This window comes from Streptomyces sp. SAT1, from assembly GCF_001654495.1.
Taxonomy (GTDB): domain Bacteria; phylum Actinomycetota; class Actinomycetes; order Streptomycetales; family Streptomycetaceae; genus Streptomyces; species Streptomyces andamanensis.
In genome coordinates, this window is the sequence record NZ_CP015849.1 from 5,217,753 (window position 1) to 5,242,108 (window position 24,356).

Annotated in this window: 23 protein-coding genes and 5 tRNA genes; 19 read left to right on the plus strand and 9 right to left on the minus strand. The window is 73.8% G+C overall.

Going from position 1 to position 24,356, the window contains the following annotated elements; translation table 11 throughout:
- Positions 1-64: 64 nt before the first annotated feature.
- The 6 genes from A8713_RS22610 to A8713_RS22635 all read left to right on the plus strand — a co-directional run bounded on the left by A8713_RS22610 (position 65) and on the right by A8713_RS22635 (position 1,422).
- Positions 65-799, plus strand: coding sequence for an HAD family hydrolase (locus A8713_RS22610; RefSeq protein WP_064537654.1), 735 nt, complete (start codon positions 65-67; stop codon positions 797-799).
- Between the two features lie 91 nt (positions 800-890).
- Positions 891-962: transfer RNA gene (locus A8713_RS22615), tRNA-Gln, on the plus strand.
- Positions 963-1,004: 42 nt separating this feature from the next.
- Positions 1,005-1,077 (plus strand) — tRNA-Glu (locus tag A8713_RS22620).
- 62 nt (positions 1,078-1,139) lie between these two features.
- Positions 1,140-1,212 (plus strand) — tRNA-Glu (locus A8713_RS22625).
- 21 nt (positions 1,213-1,233) lie between these two features.
- Positions 1,234-1,305 (plus strand) — tRNA-Gln (locus tag A8713_RS22630).
- A 44-nt stretch (positions 1,306-1,349) separates the two neighbouring features.
- A tRNA-Glu gene (locus A8713_RS22635) sits at positions 1,350-1,422 on the plus strand.
- A gap of 59 nt (positions 1,423-1,481) precedes the next feature.
- Here A8713_RS22635 and A8713_RS22640 read toward each other — a convergent pair.
- Positions 1,482-2,144: a MerR family transcriptional regulator gene (locus tag A8713_RS22640; RefSeq protein ID WP_064535436.1), complete on the minus strand. Its 663-nt coding sequence runs from the start codon at positions 2,142-2,144 to the stop codon at positions 1,482-1,484.
- 108 nt (positions 2,145-2,252) lie between these two features.
- Here A8713_RS22640 and A8713_RS22645 point away from each other — a divergent pair, with 108 nt between their 5' ends.
- The gene (locus A8713_RS22645) at positions 2,253-2,738 is read left to right on the plus strand and encodes a DUF4188 domain-containing protein (protein ID WP_173860894.1); all 486 of its coding nucleotides are present in this window, start codon (positions 2,253-2,255) and stop codon (positions 2,736-2,738) included.
- Between the two features lie 401 nt (positions 2,739-3,139).
- Here A8713_RS22645 and ndgR read toward each other — a convergent pair whose 3' ends face one another.
- The gene (gene ndgR / locus A8713_RS22650; protein ID WP_018567903.1) at positions 3,140-3,856 is read right to left on the minus strand and encodes an IclR family transcriptional regulator NdgR; all 717 of its coding nucleotides are present in this window, start codon (positions 3,854-3,856) and stop codon (positions 3,140-3,142) included.
- A gap of 186 nt (positions 3,857-4,042) precedes the next feature.
- Between ndgR and leuC the strand changes: the two genes are divergently transcribed.
- From leuC to A8713_RS22670, 4 genes are all read left to right on the plus strand, one after another.
- On the plus strand, positions 4,043-5,473 hold the full coding sequence (gene leuC, locus A8713_RS22655; protein ID WP_064535437.1) for a 3-isopropylmalate dehydratase large subunit: 1,431 nt from the start codon (positions 4,043-4,045) through the stop codon (positions 5,471-5,473).
- Positions 5,474-5,479: 6 nt separating this feature from the next.
- Positions 5,480-6,073, plus strand: coding sequence for a 3-isopropylmalate dehydratase small subunit (gene leuD, locus A8713_RS22660; RefSeq protein WP_064535438.1), 594 nt, complete (start codon positions 5,480-5,482; stop codon positions 6,071-6,073).
- 254 nt (positions 6,074-6,327) lie between these two features.
- Positions 6,328-6,558, plus strand: coding sequence for a hypothetical protein (locus A8713_RS22665; protein WP_064535439.1), 231 nt, complete (start codon positions 6,328-6,330; stop codon positions 6,556-6,558).
- Between the two features lie 136 nt (positions 6,559-6,694).
- The gene (locus A8713_RS22670) at positions 6,695-7,327 is read left to right on the plus strand and encodes an HU family DNA-binding protein (protein ID WP_064535440.1); all 633 of its coding nucleotides are present in this window, start codon (positions 6,695-6,697) and stop codon (positions 7,325-7,327) included.
- Positions 7,328-7,467: 140 nt separating this feature from the next.
- Here A8713_RS22670 and A8713_RS33950 read toward each other — a convergent pair whose 3' ends face one another.
- Both A8713_RS33950 and cofC read right to left on the minus strand, forming a co-directional pair.
- Complete coding sequence (locus A8713_RS33950; RefSeq protein ID WP_064535441.1) at positions 7,468-7,671, minus strand: hypothetical protein; 204 nt, start codon at positions 7,669-7,671, stop codon at positions 7,468-7,470.
- A 43-nt stretch (positions 7,672-7,714) separates the two neighbouring features.
- Positions 7,715-8,350: a 2-phospho-L-lactate guanylyltransferase gene (gene cofC, locus A8713_RS22680; RefSeq protein ID WP_064535442.1), complete on the minus strand. Its 636-nt coding sequence runs from the start codon at positions 8,348-8,350 to the stop codon at positions 7,715-7,717.
- A gap of 165 nt (positions 8,351-8,515) precedes the next feature.
- Between cofC and A8713_RS22685 the strand changes: the two genes are divergently transcribed.
- The 3 genes from A8713_RS22685 to A8713_RS22695 are packed head-to-tail and all read left to right on the plus strand — an operon-like array spanning position 8,516 to position 11,644.
- Positions 8,516-9,412 carry a lysophospholipid acyltransferase family protein gene (locus A8713_RS22685; RefSeq protein ID WP_064535443.1) on the plus strand — a complete coding sequence of 299 codons (897 nt, stop codon included), beginning with the start codon at positions 8,516-8,518 and terminating at the stop codon, positions 9,410-9,412.
- On the plus strand, positions 9,409-10,428 hold the full coding sequence (locus A8713_RS22690) for an NAD(P)H-dependent glycerol-3-phosphate dehydrogenase (protein ID WP_064535444.1): 1,020 nt from the start codon (positions 9,409-9,411) through the stop codon (positions 10,426-10,428). Before A8713_RS22685 ends, A8713_RS22690 begins: the two co-directional genes overlap by 4 nt.
- A 58-nt stretch (positions 10,429-10,486) precedes the next feature.
- On the plus strand, positions 10,487-11,644 hold the full coding sequence (locus tag A8713_RS22695; RefSeq protein ID WP_064535445.1) for a D-alanine--D-alanine ligase family protein: 1,158 nt from the start codon (positions 10,487-10,489) through the stop codon (positions 11,642-11,644).
- Positions 11,645-11,687: 43 nt separating this feature from the next.
- Here A8713_RS22695 and A8713_RS22700 read toward each other — a convergent pair whose 3' ends face one another.
- Entirely contained in the window at positions 11,688-12,173 is a 486-nt protein-coding gene (locus A8713_RS22700) for a DUF3515 domain-containing protein (RefSeq protein ID WP_064535446.1), read from the minus strand.
- A gap of 20 nt (positions 12,174-12,193) precedes the next feature.
- On the minus strand, positions 12,194-12,427 hold the full coding sequence (locus A8713_RS22705) for an Lrp/AsnC family transcriptional regulator (protein WP_018567914.1): 234 nt from the start codon (positions 12,425-12,427) through the stop codon (positions 12,194-12,196).
- A 218-nt stretch (positions 12,428-12,645) separates the two neighbouring features.
- Here A8713_RS22705 and A8713_RS22710 point away from each other — a divergent pair, with 218 nt between their 5' ends.
- Both A8713_RS22710 and thiD read left to right on the plus strand, forming a co-directional pair.
- Positions 12,646-13,611, plus strand: coding sequence for a thiamine-phosphate kinase (locus tag A8713_RS22710; RefSeq protein ID WP_018567915.1), 966 nt, complete (start codon positions 12,646-12,648; stop codon positions 13,609-13,611).
- The gene (thiD, locus tag A8713_RS22715; protein ID WP_064535447.1) at positions 13,608-14,477 is read left to right on the plus strand and encodes a bifunctional hydroxymethylpyrimidine kinase/phosphomethylpyrimidine kinase; all 870 of its coding nucleotides are present in this window, start codon (positions 13,608-13,610) and stop codon (positions 14,475-14,477) included. The genes A8713_RS22710 and thiD overlap by 4 nt, the downstream gene beginning before the upstream one ends.
- Here the strand turns inward: thiD and A8713_RS22720 are convergent.
- The 3 genes from A8713_RS22720 to rpmB all read right to left on the minus strand — a co-directional run bounded on the left by A8713_RS22720 (position 14,462) and on the right by rpmB (position 19,067).
- The gene (locus A8713_RS22720) at positions 14,462-15,676 is read right to left on the minus strand and encodes an FAD-dependent monooxygenase (RefSeq protein ID WP_064535448.1); all 1,215 of its coding nucleotides are present in this window, start codon (positions 15,674-15,676) and stop codon (positions 14,462-14,464) included. The two genes, thiD and A8713_RS22720, sit on opposite strands and share 16 nt — an antisense overlap.
- A 34-nt stretch (positions 15,677-15,710) precedes the next feature.
- Positions 15,711-18,749, minus strand: a complete 3,039-nt coding sequence (locus tag A8713_RS22725) for a BTAD domain-containing putative transcriptional regulator (RefSeq protein ID WP_064535449.1) — start codon at positions 18,747-18,749, stop codon at positions 15,711-15,713.
- Between the two features lie 132 nt (positions 18,750-18,881).
- The gene (gene rpmB, locus A8713_RS32525; RefSeq protein WP_003993230.1) at positions 18,882-19,067 is read right to left on the minus strand and encodes a 50S ribosomal protein L28; all 186 of its coding nucleotides are present in this window, start codon (positions 19,065-19,067) and stop codon (positions 18,882-18,884) included.
- Between the two features lie 266 nt (positions 19,068-19,333).
- Here rpmB and A8713_RS22735 point away from each other — a divergent pair, with 266 nt between their 5' ends.
- From A8713_RS22735 to rsmD, 3 genes are all read left to right on the plus strand, one after another.
- Positions 19,334-21,262 (plus strand): DAK2 domain-containing protein, encoded by a 1,929-nt coding sequence (locus tag A8713_RS22735; RefSeq protein WP_107440687.1) that lies wholly within the window; start codon positions 19,334-19,336, stop codon positions 21,260-21,262.
- Between the two features lie 83 nt (positions 21,263-21,345).
- Complete coding sequence (recG, locus tag A8713_RS22740; RefSeq protein ID WP_064535450.1) at positions 21,346-23,616, plus strand: ATP-dependent DNA helicase RecG; 2,271 nt, start codon at positions 21,346-21,348, stop codon at positions 23,614-23,616.
- Between the two features lie 139 nt (positions 23,617-23,755).
- Positions 23,756-24,343, plus strand: coding sequence for a 16S rRNA (guanine(966)-N(2))-methyltransferase RsmD (gene rsmD / locus A8713_RS22745; RefSeq protein WP_018567922.1), 588 nt, complete (start codon positions 23,756-23,758; stop codon positions 24,341-24,343).
- Positions 24,344-24,356: the final 13 nt, after the last annotated feature.

The following is a 24,356-nucleotide window of genomic DNA, read 5'->3' on the forward strand; positions in this document are numbered from 1 at the left end:
GACCGGGTGCCGCCCCTTCGTGCTGCCCTCCCGCGTGCTGCCCGGCGGCGGTACCGTCGGTCCCATGGCGATCAGAGCGGTCCTGTGGGACGTCGACGACACCCTCTTCGACTACACCTCGGCCGACCGGGCCGGGATGCGGGCGCACCTGGTCGCCGAACGGCTGCTGGACGGGTACGGCACCGTGGACGCGGCGCTGGCGCACTGGCGGCGGATCACCGACGCGCAGTGGGCGCGCTTCGCGGCGGGGGAGACGACCTTCGAGGGGCAGCGCCGGGACCGGGTGCGGGTCTTCCTGGACCGCCCGGAGCTGACCGACCCCGAGGCCGAGGCGTGGTTCGCGCGCTACCTGGGGCACTACGAGGGCGCCTGGGCCCTCTTCCCGGACGTGCTGCCCGCCCTGGACGCCCTCGCCGCCAGCCACCGGCACGCGGTGCTCTCCAACTCCAGCCTGCACGTGCAGGAGCGCAAGCTGCGGGTCCTCGGGGTGCGCGACCGCTTCGAGGCGGTGCTGTGCGCGGCCGAGCTGGGGCTGTCCAAACCGGCCGCCGGCGCCTTCCACGCGGCCTGCGAGGCGCTGGACCTCCCGCCGCACCAGGTCGTCTACGTCGGCGACCACCCGGAGATCGACGCGCGGGGCGCCGTCGACGCCGGGCTGCCGGCCGTGTGGATCGACCGCGTCGGCGCGCCCGGCGGCGCCCCGGCGCAGCCGGGCGCGCACCGGATCGCCTCCCTGTCCGAACTCCCCGCGGTGCTCGGCGCGGATACCCGTTTTGGAGCCCCGTCCACCTTCAGGTAATGTTCTTCCTGCGCCGCGGGGAGCGGGCCGGAAGGCCGGAAGCCCGAGGCGCAGTACTAGAACAAGAACCCCATCGGGGTTTGCGTTCCAGTGGCCTATGGTGTAATTGGCAGCACGACTGATTCTGGTTCAGTTAGTCTTGGTTCGAGTCCAGGTAGGCCAGCTCGCAGATGCTTCAATCTGCACCCGCGGATCTCATCCGCGAGCCCCCGTTGTGTAGCGGCCTAGCACGCTGCCCTCTCAAGGCAGTAGCGCCGGTTCGAATCCGGTCGGGGGTACAGATCCTTCCCGCGAGGACGGCCAGGGTAGCTCCCACCGACTTCGATGCAGGATCGCTAGGGCCCCCGTTGTGTAGCGGCCTAGCACGCCGCCCTCTCAAGGCGGTAGCGCCGGTTCGAATCCGGTCGGGGGTACTGACTGGTCTAAACCATCATTGGTCTATGGTGTAATTGGCAGCACGACTGATTCTGGTTCAGTTAGTCTTGGTTCGAGTCCAGGTAGACCAGCTCGGACCTGCGGCGGCTCAGTATGAAACGCTTGCAGTGTCCAGGCCCCCGTTGTGTAGCGGCCTAGCACGCCGCCCTCTCAAGGCGGTAGCGCCGGTTCGAATCCGGTCGGGGGTACAAGATCGGCAAGGGCCCTCCCTCGGGAGGGCCCTGCGTCGTGTCCGCGCCGCCCCGGCTCACTTGCCGTCGAACCGGCGGCGCGACTCCTCGTTCTCCGCCAGCCGCCGCAGGCTCAGCACCACCGGCTCGTACAGCACGGTCAGCGCCACCGCGGCCTCCACCTGCTCGTCCGGCGTCCCGTACCGCTCCACCAGATCCAGGTCCGCCACGGCGATCCGATCCATCGAGCGGGCGTAGGGCTCCAAGTCGTCGGTGTCGCAGGGGTAGCCGAGGCGGGAGAGCGTGGCGATGGCGGTGACCAGCATCGCGTACGCCGGGGCGGCCGGCGCCTCGGCGGGCGTCTGGCCGGACGCGTCGGCGTAGCCCCAGCCCATCCGCTCCATGAGCGCGCCGGCGGTCCGCCGGGCCGTCTCGGTGGCCGGGTCGTCCTCGTCGGGCGCCGGGCCGTGCGGCAGCGCCCACACGGCGGTGCCCAGGCGCTGGTTGCGGTCCAGGTCCTCGTCGGCCAGGACGGCGAGAACGTCGCGGGCCGACTTCACCGGGATCCGCCCCACCTGGATCAGGGCGCGGACCAGCCGCAGCTTGCGCAGGTGCTCCTCGTCGTACTCCGCCTCGGTGGCCGTGACCCGGCGGCCGGGCGGCAGCAGTCCTTCGCGCAGGTAGTACTTGATCGTCGCCCGGGAGACCCCGCTACGTGCGCTCAGCTCCGCCAGTCGCATGCGTGCCGTGACCTTCCCTGCTGGTGTTGCATATTGGAGAGTGCCACGATCCAATCATAGATAGCATTGCTATCCAGTGGGTCGGTGGAAGGAAGTGGGGAACCGCTCATGAGCGACAAGCCGATCGAAGGGCGCATGACCGCCGAGGGCGAGGACGAGGTGGTGGTCTTCCTCATCGGGATGAGGATCAACGACTTCTCCGCGGTGCGCAGTTGGTGGCCGGTGGCCCGTGCCATGCGGCCGATGCTCCAGGAGCTGCGGGAGGACCGGGCGGCCGGGCTCCTCGGCAGCAAGACCATGATGGGCGGGCCGCGCGAGATCTACCTCGTGCAGTACTGGGAGTCCAAGGAGAAGCTCCTCGCCTATGCCGCGGCGCCGGACCGCAACCACCACCCGGCCTGGGCCGCCTTCAACCGCCGGCTGCGCGAGGGGAACGGCAAGGTCGGCTTCTGGCACGAGACCTTCGTCGTCCCGGCGGGCGCCCACGAGGCGATCTACATCAACATGCCCGCGTACGGCCTGGGCCGGGCCACCGGGGTCATCCCGGTCGGCCGCCGGGGCGAGCGCGCGGGCGACCGCCTGCGGACCGTCTGAGGCGTGCCCGGGGGCGCTCGCAGGACGCCGGAGGGTGCTCGCGCGGCGCTTGTGGGCGGTCGCGGGACGCTCGCGGGCGGGTCGCGGGACGTTCTTGGGCGGGTCGCGGGGTGCCGGAGCCGGGCCCGAGGGGGGCTGGTGCGGGAGGGGGCCGGTGAGGCTGCCGTGACCGGTGGGACGGGGGTGGCCGGGCAGGGGAGCCGGGCGCGGACGGGGGGCGCCGGACGAGGACAGCGAGAGGGCCGGTCGGCGAAGGGCCGACCGGCCCGTGGGCTGGTGGGGCTGGTGGGGCGTCCGGGGCCGCGGGGGCGGGCCCGGGAGCGGGTCGTACGGGGTCCGGGGGAGGGCCTGCCGCGGCGTTGAGGCCGGCCCTGCCCGAGGGACCCGGAAAGCGGGAGGTGTCAGCCGGTGCGGCGCAGCGCCTCGGAGAGGCGGCCGGCGGCGTCGATGACGGCCTGGGCGTGCATCCGGCCCGGGTGGCGCGTCAGACGCTCGATGGGACCGGAGACGGAGACCGCGGCGACCACGCGGTTGGACGGGCCGCGCACCGGCGCGGAGACCGAGGCGACGCCCGGCTCGCGCTCGCCGATGGACTGGGCCCAGCCCCGGCGCCGTACACCCGAGAGGGCGGTCGCGGTGAAGCGGGCGCCCTGGAGCCCGCGGTGCAGCCGCTCCGGCTCCTCCCAGGCCATCAGGACCTGGGCCGACGAGCCCGCCTTCATGGTCAGCGTGGAACCGACCGGGACCGTGTCCCGCAGTCCGGACAGCCGCTCGGCGGCCGCCACGCAGATCCGCATGTCGCCCTGGCGGCGGTAGAGCTGCGCGCTCTCGCCCGTGACGTCGCGCAGATGCGTGAGGACCGGGCCCGCGGTGGCGAGGAGGCGGTCCTCGCCGGCCGCCGCCGCCAGCTCCGCGAGGCGGGGGCCGAGAATGAAACGGCCCTGCATGTCACGGGCCACCATGCGGTGGTGCTCCAGGGCCACGGCCAGCCGGTGGGCCGTGGGTCGTGCCAGTCCGGTCGCCGCGACCAGACCCGCGAGGGTGGCCGGACCGGACTCCAGGGCGCCAAGGACAAGGGCTGCCTTGTCCAGGACGCCGACGCCGCTACTGTTGTCCATGAAACGATACTCCCGTCTCACTCTGTGAAACGCAAGTTCAATTTTCCGTGGAACACGCCACCCTGGAAGACACAGCGGCCCGTGGACCGGCGGGCCCGGCGGCGGCTGCCCTGAGGGGGAAAGCGGGGGCCGCCACCTCGGATCTCTAGTTGGGCCGGCGCCGTGCGCCAGGCCGAAGGGAAAGCGATGGGTAGGACACTGGCGGAGAAGGTCTGGGACGACCACGTCGTCCGGCGCGCCGAGGGCGAGCCCGACCTCCTCTTCATCGATCTGCACCTGCTGCACGAGGTGACCAGCCCGCAGGCCTTCGACGGCCTCCGCAAGAGCGGCCGCGGGGTGCGCCGGCTCGACCTGACCATCGCCACCGAGGACCACAACACCCCGACCCTCGACATCGACAAGCCCATCGCGGACCCGGTCTCCCGCGCCCAGCTGGAGACCCTGCGCAAGAACTGCGCCGACTTCGGCGTCCGCCTGCACCCGCTGGGCGACGTCGAGCAGGGCGTCGTGCACGTGGTCGGCCCCCAGCTCGGCCTGACCCAGCCCGGCACCACCGTGGTCTGCGGCGACTCGCACACCTCCACGCACGGCGCCTTCGGCGCCCTCGCGTTCGGCATCGGCACCTCCCAGGTGGAGCACGTGCTGGCCACCCAGACGCTGCCGCTGGCCCGCCCCAGAACCATGGCGATCACCGTCGAGGGCGAACTGCCCGAGGGCGTCACCGCCAAGGACCTGATCCTGGCGATCATCGCCCGCATCGGCACCGGCGGCGGCCAGGGCTACATCCTGGAGTACCGCGGCTCCGCCATCGAGAAGCTCTCGATGGAGGCCCGCATGACCATCTGCAACATGTCGATCGAGGCCGGCGCCCGCGCGGGCATGATCGCCCCCGACGAGACCACCTTCGCCTACCTGGAGGGCCGCCCGCACGCCCCCGAGGGCGCGGACTGGGACGCGGCGGTCGCCTACTGGAAGACGCTGCGCACGGACGACGACGCCGAGTTCGACGCCGAGGTCGTCATCGACGCCGCCGAGCTGTCGCCGTTCGTCACCTGGGGCACCAACCCGGGCCAGGGCGCCCCGCTTTCGGCGGCCGTCCCCGACCCGGCCTCGTACGAAGACGCCTCGGAGCGCCTGGCCGCCGAAAAGGCCCTGGAGTACATGGGGTTGGACGCCGGGCAGCCGCTGCGCTCCATCGCCGTGGACACCGTCTTCGTAGGTTCCTGCACCAACGGCCGCATCGAGGACCTGCGCGCCGCCGCCGGCATCGTCCGGGGCCGCAAAGTCGCCGAGGGCGTACGGATGCTGGTCGTGCCGGGCTCGGCCCGGGTGGGCCTCCAGGCCGTCTCCGAGGGTCTGGACGTGGTCTTCAAGGAGGCCGGCGCCGAATGGCGGCACGCGGGCTGCTCCATGTGCCTGGGCATGAACCCGGACCAGCTGGCCCCCGGCGAGCGCTCCGCCTCCACCTCCAACCGCAACTTCGAGGGCAGGCAGGGCAAGGGCGGCCGCACCCATCTGGTGTCGCCGCAGGTCGCCGCCGCCACCGCGGTCCTGGGCCACCTGGCCTCCCCGGCCGACCTGTCCGACGCCGACGTCCGCACGCCCGCTGGAGTCTGATCAGCCATGGAAGCATTCACCACGCACACCGGCCGGGCCGTCCCGCTGCGCCGCGGCAACGTCGACACCGACCAGATCATCCCCGCCCACTGGCTCAAGAAGGTGACCCGGGACGGCTTCGAGGACGGGCTCTTCGAGGCCTGGCGCAAGGACCCCGAGTTCGTGCTCAACCGCCCCGAGCGGCAGGGCGCCACGGTCCTGGTCGCCGGCCCGGACTTCGGCACCGGCTCCTCCCGCGAGCACGCCGTCTGGGCGCTCCAGAACTACGGCTTCAAGACCGTGATCTCCTCCCGTTTCGCCGACATCTTCCGGGGCAACTCGCTGAAGAACGGGCTGCTCACCGTGGTCCTGGAGCAGCAGACCGTGGACGCGCTGTGGGAGCTCACGGAGCAGGACCCCACCGCCGAGATCACCGTCGACCTCCAGGCCCGCGAGGTGCGCGCCGAGGGGATCACCGCCCCCTTCGAGCTGGACGAGAACTCCCGCTGGCGGCTGCTGAACGGCCTGGACGACATCTCGATCACCCTCCAGAACGAGGACGACATCGCCGCGTACGAGGCGAAGCGTCCGTCGTTCAAGCCGCGGACCCTCCAGGTGTGACCTGACAAGTCGAGTTTCGGCCACCACGAAACGCCGCTGTACCCCCGATCGCCACGATCGGGGGTACAGCTGTTTCCGGATCCTTCCCGCCCGGCGCGCCGCCGTGCGTGAGGCCAACTTCCCAGGTTAGGACGGTTGTTGCCGGGGTACTCGCCAGTCACAAAGCCGACCGGCCGGCACGCCAGAAGGCCCTCCGGAGGCGGCAGTTGCCCCCTGCGCAGGCGACAACTCGCCCCAGATGGCACAATCTGTGCATGGACAACGACGGCCAACTCGAGCTCTATACGGCGGTCGCGGTCCAACTCAAGGAAGCGCACGCAAGAGTGCGCGCACTGCAAGTCCCGGAGGGCGTACGGATGGCGCTGACCCGGAAGCTGCTGGTCATTACGGCCGCGGCCAAGCACGATCTCGCCGGTGCGGCAAGGCGTCTGGAGCGGTTCACCGCCGATCTCGACGCGGGCCGAATCCCCGGCGGGGAAGGCTGAACAGCCCGAGACCGCCGAGTCCGTTGCGGCACAAGGGTGATTAGCCCGTTTCGTGTTTGATTTGCGGTATATATCTGCCTAACGTGCGAAAAAGCTTGAACACTTTCGTTCCGGCCAGGTCTCCGAAGGGGAAGACGTGAACAAGGCGCAGCTCGTAGAAGCGATTGCCGACAAGATGGGCGGCCGGCAGCAGGCCGCCGACGCCGTCGACGCGGTACTGGACGCCATCGTCCGCGCGGTCGTCGCGGGAGACCGGGTCTCGGTCACCGGCTTCGGGTCCTTCGAGAAGGTGGACCGCCCGGCCCGCTACGCCCGCAACCCGCAGACGGGTGAGCGGGTGCGGGTCAAGAAGACCTCCGTGCCCCGCTTCCGGGCCGGTCAGGGCTTCAAGGACCTGGTGAGCGGCTCCAAGAAGCTGCCGAAGAACGACATCGCGGTGAAGAAGGCCCCCAAGGGCAGCCTGTCCGGCCCGCCCGCCACCATCGCCAAGGCGGTCGGCAAGAAGGCCGCGGCGAAGAAGACCACCACGGCGGCGAAGAAGGCCGCCGCGAAGAAGGCCACGACGGCGAAGACGACCACGGCCAAGAAGACGACGACCGCCGCGACGAAGAAGACCACGGCGGCCGCCAAGAAGGCCACGGCCGCGAGCACCGCCAAGAAGACCGCCGCCAAGAAGGCCCCGGCGAAGAAGGCGACCGCGAAGAAGGCCCCGGCCAAGAAGTCGACCGCCCGCAAGACCGCCGCGAAGAAGACCGCCCGCAGCAAGTAGGCGCCGCAGGCATCACAGGTACCGCAGGCATCACGGGCACCACGGGTATTCACGCGCCGGGCCGGGCTCCCACGGGAGCCCGGCCCGCGGCGTGCCGTCCGCCGTACGGCGAGGTCAGGACGTCCGCGCGTGCGGCGAGGTCAGAACGTCTGAAGCGTCACGAGGGTGATCCGGCGCGCGTCGCCCTCGCCCTCGGTCTCGATCCGCACCCGCTGCCCCGGGCGCAGCAGCCGCAGCCCGCCCGCGTCGAAGGCCGGGGCGCCGAACGGCACCGGTGTGCCGTCGTCCAGGAGCACCTGCCCGCTGCGGCTCGCGGCGTCGTACGTGTATGCGGTGGCCTGCATGGGGAGCAGCCTACTGCCCGGTCCCGGCGCCCGCCCGGCGGTCTCACGGCCCGGGGATCAGCAGCCGTGCCGCCGCACGGGCCGTCCGGGGGCCCACGCCGAGGGCCAGGGCCGCGCGCAGGTCGTCGCCGGTGTCCACGTCCTGGCGTACGGAATCCACCGCGTCCGTCCCGAGTTCCACCGCACCGGATTCCCGGTGGCGCAGCCGCGAACCGGTGCCGAAAGCCGGACGCAATTCCCGGTCGGCCCCGACGGCGAGCAGTGTGGTGCCGATACCGGCCGCGTCCGCGAGGAATGCGCGCGGGAATCGGGCCGCGGCGCTCAGCACCCGGGCGAGTTCCGCCGGCCGCAGCGCCGGGAGATCCGCGTTCAGGGCGGCCACCGGCCCGCCGCCCGCCGCTCGTACGGCCGCCGCACCGTGCGCCAGCGCGGCGTTCAGACCGGCCCGCGGGGTGTCGGGGACGATCCGCGCACCCAGCGCGGCCAGCTCCCGCGCGGCCAGCGCGTCGTCCGTGACGACCGCCACACCCGCGACCTCGGCGCAGGCCAGCGCCGCCGCCACGGTGTCCTGGGCGAAGGCGAGGGCCAGCTGCGGGCGCACCCCGTCGTGAGCGGTGTCCGAGAGCCTGCTCTTGGCCCGCGCCAGGGGTTTCAGGGGGATCACCAGGGTCCACTGCACGGGCGTTCGTCCCTCTCTTCGTCGCGGACATTCTCTCCGGCCCCTCGGGTGCCGCGCAGGCCGGGGCGTACGGTGTCCCTCGACAGACCGGCGGCCTGGGGCGACACTTGTGCGGCCCCCCGGCCCACATGTCAGCCCAAGAGGGACCAAGAGGAAGGTGTTCGTGTGCCCCGCCGCAGAATCGGCTTCTGGTACCGCTTCGCAGCGGTGATCTGCAAACCGCCGCTGATGGTTCTGATCAAGCGGGACTGGCGCGGAATGGAGAACATGCCGGCCGAGGGTGGATTCATCACGGCGGTGAACCACAATTCCTACGTCGACCCCTTCGCCTACGCCCACTTCCAGTACAACACCGGACGCGTCCCGCGATTCCTCGCCAAGAGCGGGCTTTTCAAGAAGGGATTCGTCGGCGCCGCCATGCGCGGTACCGGGCAGATCCCCGTGTACCGGGAGAGCACGGACGCGCTGAGCGCCTTCCGCGCCGCGATCGACGCCGTGGAGCGCGGCGAGTGCGTCGCCTTCTACCCCGAGGGCACCCTCACCCGCGACCCCGACGGCTGGCCGATGACCGGCAAGACCGGCGCCGCCCGGGTCGCCCTCCAGACCAGGTGCCCGGTGATCCCCGTGGCCCAGTGGGGCGTGAACGAACTCCTGCCGCCCTACGCCAAGAAGCCGGACATCCTGCCGCGCAAGACGCACCGCGTGCTGGCCGGACCGCCGGTGGACCTCTCGGAGTTCTACGACCGGGAGATGACCCCGGAGGTGCTGAAGGAGGCGACCGCGGTCATCATGGCCGCCGTCACCCGCCAGCTGGAGCTGGTCCGCGGCGAGAAGGCCCCCGCCGTGCCCTACGACCCGCGCCGCGAGCGGATCGAGCAGCGCCGCAGGACCCAGCGGCAGACACAGGAGCGGACCCGCTCCCGGAGCGAACGCAGCGACCGGAACGGCCGGAGCGACCAGAACGACCGGATCGGCCGGAGGGACCAGAACGGCCGGGACGAGCGCGGCGGCCGGTCCGGCGAGGCGCACCGGCAGGTACAGGAAGAGGGGCAGGGCACGTGAGCAAGCCGGACCAGCCGGTCAGGGCGGCCGTCCTCGGCACCGGATCGTGGGGGACCGCCTTCGCCGTGGTCCTCGCCGACGCCGGCTGCGAGGTCACCCTGTGGGCCCGCCGCGCCGAGGTGGCCGAGGCGGTCAACTCCACCCGGACCAATCCGGACTACCTGCCCGGCATCGAACTCCCGGCCGCCGTACGGGCCACCACGGACCCCGCCGAGGCCGTCCGCGACGCCGACTTCACCGTGCTCGCCATCCCCTCCCAGACCCTGCGCGCCAATCTCGCCGAGTGGCTGCCGCTGCTCGCCCCGGACACCGTCCTGGTCTCCCTGATGAAGGGGATCGAACTGGGCTCGGCGATGCGCATGAGCGAGGTCGTCGAGGACGTCACCAAGGTCGGCCCGGACCGGATCGCCGTGGTCACCGGGCCCAACCTCGCCCGGGAGATCGCCGCCCGCAGGCCCGCCGCCGCCGTGGTGGCCTGCACCGACGACGCCGTCGCCCGGCGACTCCAGGCCGCCTGCCACACGCCCTACTTCCGGCCGTACACCAACACCGACGTGATCGGCTGCGAACTGGGCGGCGCCGTCAAGAACGTGATCGGCCTGGCCGTGGGCATCGCGGACGGCATGGGGCTCGGCGACAACGCCAAGGGCTCGCTCATCACGCGCGGCCTCGCCGAGACCACCCGCCTGGGCATGGCCCTGGGCGCCGACCCGCTGACCTTCTCCGGTCTCGCCGGGCTCGGCGACCTGGTCGCCACCTGCTCCTCGCCGCTGTCGCGCAACCACACCTTCGGCACCAACCTCGGCAAGGGCATGACGCTCCAGGAGACCGTCGCGGTCACCAAGCAGACCGCCGAGGGCGTCAAGTCGTGCCGGTCGGTGCTCGATCTGGCCCGGCGGCACGGCGTCGACATGCCCCTCACCGAGACCGTCGTCGGCATCGTGCACGAAGGCAAATCCCCGCTGACCGCCCTCAAGGAGCTGATGTCGCGCAGCGCGAAGCCGGAACGACGCTGAGCGACCCGCGTTTCCCACGCTGCCCCAGGGCTCTGCCAGCGGGTACGCTCATCGCGATATGAGCACCGAGAACCTCCCCCAGAGCCCTGAGCAGCCGCCGCGCAAGCCGCGGGTGGCCGTCGTCTGCGGTGGTCGCAGCTCCGAACACGGGATCTCCGTGGTCACCGCCGGTGCGGTGCTGCGCGCCATCGACCGGAGCAAGTACGAGGTCCTGCCGATCGGCATCACCCGCGACGGCCGCTGGGCGCTGACCGCGGACGACCCGGACCGCATGGCGATCACCGAGCGGCGTACGCCCAGCGTCGACGACCTGGCCGAGTCCGGCGAGGGCGGCGTGGTGCTCCCGGTCGACCCCGGCAACCGCGAAGTCGTCTACAGCGAGCCCGGTTCGGTGCCCAAGGCGCTCGGCGAGGTCGACGTCGTCTTCCCGGTGCTGCACGGCCCCTACGGCGAGGACGGCACCCTCCAGGGGCTGCTGGAGCTGTCCGGTGTGCCCTATGTCGGCTCGGGCGTGCTCGCCTCGGCCGTCGGCCAGGACAAGGAGTACATGAAGCGGGTGTTCACCTCGTTCGGGCTCAAGGTCGGCCCGTACGTGGTGATCCGGCCGCGCGAGTGGGAGCGGGACGCCCCGGCGGCCCGGAAGAAGATCGTGGACTTCGCGGGCGAGCACGGCTGGCCGCTGTTCGTGAAGCCCGCCCGCGCCGGTTCCTCCATCGGCATCACCAAGGTCGACGACCTCTCCGGCCTGGACGAGGCCGTCGAGGAGGCCCGGCGCCACGACCCGAAGGTGCTCGTGGAGGCCGCGGTGCGCGGCCGGGAGATCGAGTGCGGGGTGCTGGAGTTCGAGGACGGCCCGCGCGCCTCCGTGCCCGCCGAGATCCCGCCGCCGCAGGAGCACGCGTACTACGACTTCGAGGCCAAGTACATCGACTCCACGCCCGGCGTCGTGCCGGCCCCGCTCACCGAGGAGCAGACCGCCGAGGTGCGGCGGCTCGCGGTCGAGGCGTTCGAGGCGGCCTCCTGCGAGGGACTGGTCCGCGCGGACTTCTTCCTCGGCGAGGACGGCGAGTTCGTGATCAACGAGATCAACACCATGCCCGGCTTCACGCCGATCTCGATGTACCCGAAGATGTGGCAGGCCACCGGCGTCTCCTACGAGGAACTGGTGGACCGCCTGATCCAGGCGGCCCTGGACCGCTCCACCGGCCTGCGCTGAGCGCGGCGGGAGCGTCCGCAAGCGGCCGAACCCAGGACAGGCGCTAGTCGGCGATCCCTTCGGGGATCGCCTTCTTCACGGCCGGGGCGAGGTGCACCAGGGGCGCCGCCCCGTGGCCGGTGCGGCTCGCGGGCAGGCTGACCTCCACGTACGCCCTGCGCAGCGTGGTGGTGAAGCGGAAGGAGCCGTCGGCCTGCTTCTCCAGGAGCCAGCCGACCCCGTCGACCTCGGCGCCGTCGGCGTCGGGGTCGTTCATCGCGGCGGGCCGGGGCACCCCGCAGCGCAGTATGATCGCCGGGCTTCCCCAGCCCGCGGTGAGCGCCGACGCGGGCCGGGGGTCCGTGCGGCTCAGCCCGTCCACCTTCTGCGGCAGTGCTCTGTCCAGGTCCCCGCACAGCTTCGCGACCGCCGGGTCCGGGCTGGGAACCGCAGCGGTGGCACTGTCGTCGCTTGAGGAACAGCCCGCCGCGGCGATCAACGCGGCGAGGACGACGGGCAGACCGGTGTGCCGGTGGCGGAAGGAACTCACCGGCCCAGGGTAGACGGGGGCTACAGATGCACGACCGGGCAGGTCAGGGTGCGCGTGATGCCCTCCACTTGCTGCACCTTGGCGACCACCATGCGGCCCAGGGCGTCGACGGTGTCGGCCTGTGCGCGCACGATGACGTCGTACGGACCGGTCACGTCCTCGGCCTGGATCACACCGGGCAGCCGGCCGATCGTCTCGGCGACGGTCGACGCCTTGCCGACCTCGGTCTGGATCAGGATGTACGCCTGTACCACGGAACCTCCAGGGCGACCACGAGGATCATGTGGGGAAAAGGAACGCCACGGTATCGCGTCGCCGAACGCCGCGGGGAGACCCGGGACCGACGTGGCCCGCGCGCCGGGGTGCAGGTAGGACTGAGGTTGACGGTCACCTCGACCGTAGCGAGACCCGCGCGGACGCGCGAGCGGGGACGCGACCAGGAACGCACAGGGACAGAAGGGGCGTAAGGGCCATGAAGGGCACTGTTGGTGAGCTCGGGGAGTTCGGGCTCATCAGGGAGCTCACCTCCCGTCTCACCACCACCCCGGCGGTCCGGGTCGGACCCGGCGACGACGCCGCGGTGGTCGCCGCCCCCGACCGCAGGGTCGTGGCGAGCACCGACATACTCCTGGAGGGCCGGCACTTCCGCCGGGACTGGTCCACGGCCTACGACGTGGGCCGCAAGGCGGCCGCCCAGAACCTCGCCGACATCGCCGCCATGGGCGCCGTGCCGACCGCCCTGCTGCTCGGCCTGGTCGTCCCCGCCGAACTGCCGGTCACCTGGCCCACCGAGATGATGGACGGGCTGCGCGACGAGTGCCAGGTCGCGGGCGCCTCCGTGGTCGGCGGCGACGTGGTCCGCGGCGACACGATCATGGTGTCCATCACGGCCCTCGGCGATCTGCGCAACCACGAACCGGTGACCCGGGCCGGCGCCCAGCCCGGCGACCGCGTCGCCGTCACCGGCTGGCTGGGCTGGTCCGCCGCCGGATTCGCCGTGCTCTCCCGCGGTTTCCGCTCCCCGCGCGCCTTCGTCGAGGCCCACCGCAGGCCCGAACCGCCCTACCACGCGGGCCCCGCGGCGGCCGGGCTCGGCGCCACCGCGATGTGCGACGTCAGCGACGGACTCATCGCCGACCTCGGGCACATCGCGGAGGCCAGCAAGGTCCGCATCGACGTCCGGTCCGGCGCCATCGACATCCCCTCGCAGATGAACGACATCGGGCAGGCCGTCGGTGTCGACCCGCTCCAGTGGGTGCTGACCGGGGGAGAGGACCACGCGATCGTGGCGACCTTCCCCCCGGACGTGAAGCTGCCGGCCCGCTGGAAGGTGATCGGCGAGGTGCTCAACCCCTCGGCCCTGCCCCAGGTCACGGTCGACGGCGCCCCCTGGACCAGGAAGGGCGGCTGGGACCACTTCGGGGACATCGAGTCATGAGCACCGCACCCGCGCCCGCGCCCGGCTCCGCACCCGCGCCCGGCTCCGCGCCCGGTCCGCGCCCCGCCCCGCCCCGCGTCCTCACCGTCGCCGGGTCCGACTCCGGCGGCGGCGCCGGCATCCAGGCCGACCTGAAGACGATGCTCGCCCTCGGCGTGCACGGCATGAGCGTGCTCACCGCGGTGACCGCGCAGAACTCGCTCGGTGTGCAGGGTGCCTGGGAACTGCCCGTGGAGGCGGTCCGCGCCCAGTACCGCAGCGTCGTCGACGACATCGGCGTCCAGGCCGTCAAGACCGGCATGCTGGCCTCGGCGGAACTGGTGGAGGCGGTCGCCGCGTTGCTCGCCGGGACCGCTGCCCCGGTGGTCGTCGACCCGGTGGGCGTCTCCAAGCACGGCGACCCGCTGCTGGCCGCCTCCGCCCTGGAGTCGGTGCGCACCGCGCTGCTGCCCACCGCCACCGTCGCCACCCCCAACCTCGACGAGGTGGCCCAACTGACCGGCGTCGAGGTCACGTCCGAGGACGGTCTGCGCGAGGCCGCGCACGCCGTCCTGGAGTACGGTCCCGCCTGGGTGCTGATCAAGGGCGGCCACCTGGCCGGGGACGCCGTGGACCTGCTCACCGACGGCTCCGCCGAACACTGGCTGCGCGCCCCGCGGCTCGACAACCGGCACACCCACGGCACCGGCTGCACCCTCGCCTCCGCCATCGCCTCGTACCTGGCGCTCGGCCGGTCCGTGCCCGAGGCGGTGACGGCCGCCAAGACCTATGTCACCGGGGCGATCGCCGCCGGGTTCGCGCTCGGCGGCGGGATCGGCCCGGTGGACCACGCCTGGGCCTTCCGGGAGCCTCACGCCGCCGGGTAGTCGGGCAGGTCGATCGCGGTGGCCGCCTTCTCCGAGAGCCGCTTGAAGAAGCCGGCCAGCAGCCGCGAGCCGAGCAGCCGGTACATCCGGTCCCGGCTGCGGATGCGCCGCTCGGTCGGCGGGGCGAAGAACGGGCCCGCGTTGGCGGAGGTCTTCTGGCAGCCCTTGGCGAAGCCCTCGATCCGGCGCTCGTACGCGGGAAACGCCACCCGGTGGTCGCCGCCCGCCAGGGCCAGTTCACCGGCCAGCACATACGCGCCGACCACCGCCACGCCCGTCCCCATGCCGCCCATGGTGGCGCCGTACCCGGCGTCCCCGATCAGCGCCACCCGCCCCCGGGTCAGCCGGTCCACGTGGATCTGGGCGATGGCGTCGAAGTACAGCTCGTCGGTCTCCTGAAGCGCCTCCAGCACCCGCGGCGTCCGCCAGCCCATCCCCGCGAACCGCTCGGCCAGGATCCGCTTCTGCGCGGCCACGTCCCGCCGGTCGTACGTCAGCTCCTCGGACCGGAAGACCAGCAGGGCACCGGCGCGCTCCGGGTCCCCGTCGTAGTTGCCGACGGCGACCGCGCGGCCCGGCTCGCTGTAGACGAGGCCGCGGCGGCACAGCCCCAGGTCGTTGGGGACCGGGAAACCGGCCACGTAGTGGTCGTGGAAGCGCAGATGGCGCGACTCGTCGCCGAACACCAGCCGCCGGGTGTGCGAGTGCAGTCCGTCCGCGCCGACGACCAGGTCGAAGCGGCGCGGCGGGCCCTGCTCGAAGGCGGCCTCGACACCGTCCGCGGTCTCGGTGAGCGCGGCGATCGAGTCGCCGAAGACGTACTCGGCGCGGTCCCGGGTGCGCTCGTACATGATCTGCGCCAGCTCGCCGCGGAAGATCTCCACGTCGCCGCTCATCATCTCGGCGGGCAGGTCCACGCGCGCGGTGCCGTCGGCGTCGACGACGGTCTGCCGGCCCATGTGCGTCTGGCGGGCGTGGATCTCGTCCCAGATGCCCATCTCGGTGAGCACCCGGCGGTGCACATGGCCCCGGAAGTCCACGGCGAAGCCGCCGCCGCGCAGGGCGGGCGCCTTCTCCACGACGGTGACCCGGGCGCCGTGGCGCAGCAGGTTCAGGGCGAGGGCCGGACCGGCGACACCGGCACCGGAGACGAGCACGTGCAGGTGGGCGAGGGCGGGAGCGTTCTTCGGGTTCGTCATGGCCACAGCCTCGGCGGCGGCGCTGACCGTCCGCCTACCGTCCGCTGACCGCCGCCGCCCGCAGCCGCAGGCCCCGCTCGAAGGCCGCCGCGTACGCCTCGGGCGTCAGCCGCTCCCGCACCGCCCGCACGGTCCGTACGACATCGGGGTCCCCCTCGGGGCGGGCGCCCCGCAGCCCCGCCCCGGCGCCGAGCAGTTCGGCGGCCCGCTCCGGGCAGGGCGCGACCTGGGCCAGCGCCTCGGCGGCCTCGGCGAGTTCGAGGACGCCGGGACTGTCCGCGGCGGCGGAGGCGGCCTGCCGGAACCAGTCGCGGGCCTCCTCCTCCCGTCCCTCGGCGGCGGCCGTGCGCCCCAGCCCGATGAGGATCCGCACGACTTCGCCGACGCTGAACCAGGTCGCGGCGCACTCCTGGAGGGCCTGCTCGTAGTGCACGCGCGCGCGTGCCGTGTCCCCGGACAGCCGGGCCGCGTCGCCCAGGCCGCGCCGCGCGCCCGCCACCTTGTCGGCGGCCCCGGCACCGCGGGCCAGCTCCAGCGCCTGCCCGAACCCGGCCGCCGCCTCGTCCGCGCGGCCCGGATCCAGACCCAGCAGCACGGTGGCCCGGCTGCGCAGCAGATCGGAGGTCTCCTCGGGCGCGGCCAGCTCCCGTACGTGCACGAGACCCTCGTCCAGCAGCTCCAGCGCGTGTGCGCCTTGCCCGCGCAGCTGGGCGTGCAGGCCCAGCAGGTCCAGGCAGTTGGCCATGCCCCAGCGGTCGCCCGCCGCCCGGAAGCCCTTCAGCGCCCGGGAGACCAGCTCCCGCGACCCGTCGGCCTCTCCCGCGAACTGCTTCTGATAGGCGAGCCCCATGTCCAGCAGGGCGCGCGCCCACGGGTCCTCGCCCGCGTGGGCCAGGGCCCGCTCGTTGGCGGCAGGCCGGGGCCCGGCCACCACCGACCACAGGACGAGCAGGTACGGCAGCCTGAGCGGACCCGCGCAGCCGTCCAGAAGGCCGTCCACGCGCGCGTGCAGCCGCTCGTCGGCCACCGGGTCGCCGCCGTCACCGGAGAGCGCGTTCAGCGCGCAGACGACGTACTCCTCCGTCAGGCCCGGCGGCGGCGTCCCGCCCACCGCGGCCAGCAGCGCGCGGGCCGCCGGCACCTGCTCGCCGTGCAGCCCGCGCAGCCGCCAGAACCACGACAGCAGCGCCATCAGACGCAGCGCGCCCGCCGGGTCCCGGCCGGTCAGATGCCGCAGCGCCGCGTCCAGGTCGGCGTGCTCGGCCGCCAGCCGCTCCAGCCAGGGCAACTGCCCGGCACCGCGCAGACAGGGCTCCGCCCGCTCGGCCAGCTCCAGGAAGTACGCGGCGTGCGCGTCCCGCAGCCCGGCCGGCCCGGTGTGCTCCCCGCCCGCCGCGGCGTGCTCGGCGGCGAACGCGCGGATCGTCTCCAGCATCCGGTAGCGCCCGCCGGACACCTCAAGGAACGACTTCTCCACCAGCGAGGCCAGCAGGTCCTGCGGGTGCGGCACCGCGCACACCGCCCGTACGGCCTCCTCCGTGGCGCCGCCGCAGAACACGCTGAGCCGCGCGGCCAGCTCCCGTTCCCCGGCGTCCAGCAGGTCCCAGCTCCACTCCACGACGGCCCGCAGCGTGCGGTGGCGCGGTGCCTTGGTGCGGTCGCCGCGGGAGAGCAGCCCGAACCGGTCGTCCAGGCGGTCGGCCAGCTCCTCCGGTTCCAGCGTCCGCAGCCGCGCCGCCGCCAGCTCGATGGCCAGCGGCAGCCCGTCCAGGGCGCGGCAGACGTCCGGCACGCGCGCGTGCCCGGTGAAGCCCGGCCGCACGGCCCGCGCCCGGTCCAGGAACAGGCGTTCGGCCGGTCCCGGCGGCAGCGCCGCCACCGTGACCAGCACCTCACCGGTGATGCCGAGCGCCTCCCGGCCGGTGGCGAGGACCCGCACGCCCGGACAGTGGCCCAGCAGCAGCCCGGCGATCCGGGCCGCGTCCTCCACCAGGTGCTCGCAGTTGTCCAGGACCAGCAGCAGCTCGCGGTCCTCCAGGGCGGCCAGCAGCCGGTCGGTGACATCGGCGGCCGGGGCGCGGAACCCCTCGCGTATCCCGAGGGCCGTCAGCACGGCGTACGGGATCCGGGCGCCGTCTGCCAGCGGCGCCAGCTCGACCAGGCAGGCCCCGCCGTGGGTCCGGGCCGCCTCGACGGCGAGCCGGGTCTTGCCCGCTCCGCCGGGCCCGGTGAGCGTGACCAGGCGGGATCCGGGGTCGGCGAGGTGCGCGGCGATGGCGGCCAGTTCGGCGTCCCGGCCGACGAACCGGGTCAGCTGCGCGGGCAGCGCGGGCGGGCGGGAGCCCGGCTCCCGGCCCCGCAGCAGCTCCAGGTGGAGCGCGGCCAGCTCCGGCGACGGGTCGGCGCCCAGCTCGTCGGCGAGGGTGCGCCGGGCCTCCTCGTACACGGTGAGGGCCTCGGCGGGCCGCCCGGCCGCGTGCAGGGCCCGCATCAGCAGGGCGTGCAGCCGCTCGCTCAGCGGGTGCCGGGCCAGCAGCGCGCGCAGCTCGGGCACGAGCGCGGAGCCGCCGCCGAGGGTGAGTTCCGCCTCGATCCGGTCCTGCGCGGCGGCCGCCCGCAGTTCTTCGAGGCGGGCCGTCTCGGCGTGCGCGTCCGGCAGATCGGGCAGGGCCGGGCCGCGCCACAGGTCCAGCGCCTCGCGCAGCACGGCGGCGGCGTGAGCGGGATCACCCGCGGCGAGGGCCGCCCGGCCCTCCTCGGCCAGCCGCGCGAAGCGGTGCGCGTCGACGGAGTCGGGGTCGGCGGCGATCCGGTAACCGGCCGCCGTCGCCTCCACGGGCGGGTGCGGGCCCAGGCGCCTGCGCAGCCGCGAGATCTGCGACTGGAGGGCGTTGGCCGCCCCGGCGGGCGGCTCGGCGCCGTAGAGCCCGTCGGTCAGCCGGTCCGTGCCGACCGTGCGCCCGGCCGCCAGGAGCAGCAGGGTGAGCAGCGCCCGGGGGCGCGGGCCGCCGGGGTCGACGGGGGTGCCGTCGTCGGTGCGGATGTCCAGCGGACCCAGGATGCCGAAGCGCATTCCCCGGATTCTGGCAGGTGGCGGGCGCGCGAGGGGGCGGCACCGGTGAACGGGTACGGCAAAAAGCCGGCCCACCAGAGGTGGACCGGCTCAGTGCAGCGAACCGGCAGTGGCCGCGCGCTCAGCTGAGCGTCAGCGCGAGACCTTGCCGGCCTTGATGCACGAGGTGCAAGCGTTCACGCGCTTCGGCGTCCCGCCGACCACGGTACGCACACGCTGGATGTTCGGGTTCCAGCGACGGGACGTACGGCGGTGCGAGTGCGAGATGTTGTTGCCGAAGCCCGGCCCCTTGCCGCAGACGTCGCAGTTGGCAGCCACGGGTCACTCCAAAGACTTCAGATGCACTTACGGTTGATCCCGGCATGCCGGGATCAGGTCCGGAGGCTCGGTGAGCGCGCTGAATCTGAGTGGCGGTGCCAGGGGGAAGAGCCCGACCAGGTCGGGCAACCGGAGCAGCATACAACGCCTGCTCCCGTACAACGAAACTACCATGGCTGCCCAGGGGCCCGGCCCGGCCCTCTTCCGGTCCACACCGCCCCTGGGTCTACGCTGCCGTCCGGTCCGGCAGCTCTGAGGAGGCGCAGGTGGCGCAGGTGGCGCAGACGTTCGACGCGCCGGCGGTGCGCACCTGGTGCGGACTGGCGCTGCGTGCCCTGGGACGGGCGCGCGAGGAGATCGACGCGATCAACGTCTATCCCGTGGCGGACGGCGACACCGGCACCAACCTCTACCTGACCGTGGAGTCCGCCGCCGCCGCCGTCGAAGCCGTGTTCGCGGGCCACGAGGCGGGCGGCGCCGGCCCCGGCGGCCCCTCCCTGGCCGAGGCCGCGCGGGCAATGGCGCACGGCGCGCTCATCGGGGCGCGCGGCAACTCCGGGACGATCCTCGCCCAGCTGCTGCGCGGCATGGCCGAGGTGCTGGCCGCCGACGGCGCGGAGGCCCGCGCCGACGGCCGCGCGCTGCGCCGCGCCCTGCGCCGCGCCGCCGACTCGGCCCGCCAGGCCGTGGCACACCCCGTCGAGGGCACCGTCCTGACGGTCGCCTCGGCCGCCGCCGACGCGGCCTGCGGCACCGAGGGCGACTGCGGCGCGGTCGCGCGGGCCGCCCACGAGGGAGCGCGTACGGCCCTGGCGGCGACCCCGGGCCAGCTCGCCGCCCTGGAACGCGCCGGGGTGGTCGACGCGGGCGGACGCGGCCTGGTGGCCGTGCTGGCGGCCCTGGTCGAGACGTTCACCGGGCGGGCACCCGCCGCCGCGCCGAGCCGGGGGACGGAGGCGGGCACGGGCCCGGCGGGTGCCCGGCGGCAGCCGCAGGGGGCCGGGGACCGTCCGGCCGTGCCGCACGCGCGCGCGTGCGGCCCCGGTGAGCCGGACGCGGGCGGGCCGGACGCAGTGGACACGGCAGGCGCGGCGGACCTGGCGGACACCGCGGACATGGGAGGCACGGCAGACATGGCGAACGCGGCGGAGCAGGTGGCGCCCGCGCCTCCCGCGGTCCCCGCGCCCGCCGCCTCGCCCCCGGCCTGCGCCCATGCCGTGCCCGGCCCGCTCCCCGCGCCCGCCGAGTCCGTCACGGCCCCGCCGGCCTGCGGCCCCGCCTTCGAGGTGATCTACCTCCTGGAGGCCGACGACCCGTCCGTCGCCCGGCTGCGGCGGCGGCTCGACGCGCTCGGGGATTCCCTGGTGGTGGTCGGCGGCGACGGACTGTGGAACGTCCATGTGCACGTGGACGACGCCGGTGCCGCCGTGGAGGCGGGCGTCGAGGTCGGCCGGCCGCACCGGATCCGCATCACCCACTTCGGCGCCGGAGACGCGCACACCGGGGCCGCCGCACGTCCGCCGCGTGAGCGCGCCCAGCGCGCCGTGGTGGCCGTCGTGCCCGGCGAGGGCCTGGCCGCGCTGTGCACCGAGGCCGGGGCCACCACGGTCCTCGCCCGGCCCGGTGAGCCGCCCGCCAGCGGCGAACTGGTGGAGGCCGTGCGGCGGGCGCACGCGCGCGAGGTGGTCCTGCTGCCCAACGACGCCGAACTGCGCGACACCGCCGCCGCGGCGGCCGAGCAGGCCCGCGGCGAGGGCGTCCGGGTCGCCCTCATCCCCACCCGCTCGGCGGTCCAGGGCATCGCCGCCCTCGCGGTGCACGAACCCGGGCGCCGCTTCGACGAGGACGTCGTCGCCATGACGTCGGCGGCCGGCGCCACCCGCCACGGCGAGGTCACGGTCGCCGAGCACCGCTCCTGGACCAGCGCCGGGATCTGCCAGGCCGGCGACGTCCTCGGCCTCATCGACGGCGACGTCGCCGTGATCGGCCCGGACGTCGCGGACACCGCGCGCGCGGTCCTGGACCGGATGCTCGCGGGCGGCGGCGAACTGGTCACGCTCGTCCTCGGCGAGGAACTGCCCGACTCCGTCGCCGACGGCCTGGAGACCCGCGTCCGCGAGTCCTACCTCGCCGTCGACACGGTCGTCCTGCGCGGCGGCCGGCAGGGCGCGCTGCTGCTCATCGGCGTGGAGTAGGCCGCCTCACCGGCGTGGAACAGCGCGCCCGGCCACCCGCCGGTCCGCACCGCGTCCGCGGATTGTCAGTGCCGTGGTGTGCAATGGATCCCGTGCCCGCACTGCCAGAACCACTGCGCCAACCGCTCAAGTCGGTGCTCGGCCCCGCCACCGCGAAGGTGATGGCCGAGCACCTCGGCCTGCACACCGTCGGCGACCTCCTCCACCACTACCCCCGCAGATACGAGGAGCGCGGCCAGCTCACCCACCTCGCCGACCTCCCCATGGACGAGCACGTCACCGTGGTCGCCCAGGTCGCCGACGCCCGCCTGCACTCCTTCGCCTCCTCCCGGGCGCCGCGCGGCAAGGGCCAGCGCCTGGAGGTGACGATCACCGACGGCAGCGGCCGGCTCCAGCTCGTCTTCTTCGGCAACGGCGTGCACAAACCGCACAAGGAGCTGCTGCCGGGCACGCGCGCGCTGTTCGCGGGCAAGGTCTCCGTCTTCAACCGGCGGCTCCAGCTGGCCCACCCCGCCTACGAACTGCTCACCGGCGACACCGGCGACTCCGAGGAGACCGTCGGGTCCTGGGCGGGCGCCCTCATCCCGATCTACCCGGCCACCGCCAAGCTGGAGTCCTGGAAGATCGGCAAGGCCGTCCAGACCGTTCTGCCCACCGCCCAGGAAGCCGTCGACCCGCTGCCCGACTCCCTGCGCGCGGGCCGCGGCCTGGTCACCCTCCCCGAGGCCCTGCTCAAGATCCACCGCCCGCACACCAAGGCGGACATCGCCGACGCCCGCGCCCGCCTGAAGTGGGACGAGGCGTTCGTCCTCCAGGTCGCCCTGGCCCGCCGCCGGCACGCCGACGCCCAGTTGCCCGCCGTCGCCCGCCGCCCGCGCCCCGGCGGCATCCTCGACGCCTTCGACGACCGGCTGCCCTTCACCCTCACCGAGGGCCAGCGCAAGGTCTCCGGGGAGATCTTCGCCGACCTGGCCACCGAGCACCCGATGCACCGCCTGCTCCAGGGCGAGGTGGGCTCCGGCAAGACCATGGTGGCGCTGCGCGCCATGCTCGCCGTGGTCGACGCGGGCGGGCAGGCCGCCCTGCTCGCCCCCACCGAGGTGCTGGCCCAGCAGCACCACCGGTCGATCACCGAGATGATGGGCGAGCTGGCCGAGGGCGGCACCCTCGGCGGACCCGAGCACGCCACCAAGGTGGTGCTGCTCACCGGCTCCATGGGCGCCGCCGCCCGCCGCCGTGCCCTGCTCGACCTGGCCACCGGCGAGGCCGGCGTGGTCATCGGCACCCATGCGCTGATCGAGGACAAGGTGCGCTTCCACGACCTCGGACTCGTGGTCGTCGACGAGCAGCACCGCTTCGGCGTCGAGCAGCGCGACGCCCTGCGCGGCAAGGGCAAGCAGCCCCCGCACCTGCTGGTCATGACCGCCACTCCCATTCCGCGCACGGTCGCGATGACGGTCTTCGGCGACCTGGAGACCTCCGTCCTGGACCAGCTCCCGGCCGGCCGCTCGCCCATCGCCAGCCATGTCGTCCCGGCCGCCGACAAACCGCACTTCCTCGCGCGCGCCTGGGAGCGGGTGCGCGAGGAAGCGGCCGAGGGCCACCAGGCGTACGTCGTCTGCCCGCGCATCGGCGACGAGGAGGACGACCCGAGGAAGGGGTCCGGGAAGAAGTCCGCGAAGGCCGGGAAGACGGCGGAGGGCGCGGAGGGCGCGGAGACCCCGGAGGGCGCCGACAAGCGCCCGCCGCTCGCGGTCCTGGACGTGGCCGCCACGCTCGCCGAGGGCCCCCTGAAGGGGCTGCGGGTGGAGGCGCTGCACGGCAGGATGCAGCCCGACGACAAGGACGCGGTGATGCGCCGCTTCGCCGCGGGCGACACCGACGTCCTGGTCGCCACCACCGTCATCGAGGTCGGGGTCAACGTCCCCAACGCCACCGTGATGGTGATCACCGACGCCGACCGCTTCGGCGTCTCCCAGCTGCACCAGCTGCGCGGCCGGGTCGGCCGCGGCTCGGCCCCGGGCCTGTGCCTGCTGGTCACCGAGATGCCCGAGGCGAGCCCCGCCCGCCAGCGGCTGAACGCGGTCGCCGCCACCCTGGACGGCTTCGAGCTCTCCCGCATCGACCTCGAACAGCGCCGCGAGGGCGACGTCCTCGGCCAGGCCCAGTCCGGGGCCCGCACCAGCCTGCGGGTGCTCGCCGTCATCGAGGACGAGGAGATCATCGCCGAGGCCCGCGAGGAGGCCGCCGCCCTGGTCGCCGCCGACCCCGCCCTGGAGTCGCTGCCCGGACTGCGCACGGCCCTGGACGCCCTGCTGGACGACGAGCGGGAGCAGTACCTGGAGAAGGGCTGACAGACTGGGTACGGCCCGCGTCCGAGCCGTACCACCGGGCAGCAAGCAGCAAGCAGCAAGCAGCAAGCAGCAAGCAGCACCCGGCACGGCACCGCCGGGCCCCTCCCGCACCGCCGAGCACCGACAAGGACCCAAGGACATGACCCGCGTGATCGCCGGCCGGGCCGGTGGACGCCGTCTCGCCGTACCCCCGGGCCAGGGCACCCGGCCCACCTCGGACCGCGCGCGCGAGGGCCTCTTCTCGACCTGGCAGTCCCTCCTGGGCGGCCCCCTCGACGGCGAGCGGGTCCTCGACCTGTACGCCGGCTCGGGCGCCGTCGGCCTGGAGGCGCTGTCCCGGGGCGCCGGGCACACCCTCCTGGTCGAGGCCGACGCCCGCGCCGTGCGCACCGTCCGGGAGAACGCCAAGTCCCTGGGCCTGCCCGGCGCCGAGGTGCGCGCGGGCCGGGCGGAGCAGATCGTCCAGGCACCGCCCGCCGCCGGACCGTACGACCTGGTCTTCCTCGACCCGCCGTACGCCGTCTCCGACGACGATCTTCGCGAGATCCTGCTCACACTCCGTTCGCAGGGGTGGCTCGCCGAGCGGGCGCTCGTCACCGTGGAGCGCAGCACCAGGGGCGGCGAGTTCGGCTGGCCGCCCGGCTTCGACGCGATCCGGGCCCGCCGTTACGGCGAGGGAACGTTTTGGTACGGTCGCGCCGCCGCTACGTGCGAAGACGCACGATGACCGGACCGGAGAG